1 protein-coding gene is annotated in these 449 nt (G+C 61.5%); it reads right to left on the bottom strand.

All coding sequences use genetic code 11. The features are described from left to right. Positions 1-449: immunoglobulin-like domain-containing protein (locus AC1DIG_RS29335; RefSeq protein ID WP_477770119.1), on the bottom strand; the 449-nt coding region annotated here is incomplete at both ends.

Below are 449 nucleotides of genomic sequence, written 5' to 3'. Positions count from 1 at the left end.
TGGTGCTTTCGATGGTGGTACTGACGGTGCTGCCGTTCTTGTAGACGTCATTGGCCGGGGTGTCGACCACCACCGAGCCGGTGGTTTTACCAGCTTCGATGTTGATCACGGCGCCGTTGCTCAGCGTGACGCTCATGGCGGTGCCGGCCGGATTGCTCAGGGTGGCGGTGTAGGTAATCTGCCCACCTTCAACCACCGAACCCGTCGCGGTCAGGCTCAACCCAGTGTTATCGATCGAGTCGGTGATCGTCGTAACGGCCGGGGTGCTGCTTGGAGTCAGCTGCTCGAAGTTGCCACCGCTGGTGCTTTCGATGGTGGTACTGACGGTGCTGCCGTTCTTGTAGACGTCATTGGCCGGGGTGTCGACCACCACCGAGCCGGTGGTTTTACCAGCTTCGATGTTGATCACGGCGCCGTTGCTCAGCGTGACGCTCATGGCGGTGCCGGCC

This window comes from Pseudomonas sp. 05N431, assembly GCF_056397005.1.
This window is presented reverse-complemented; position numbering and strand designations above follow the sequence as displayed.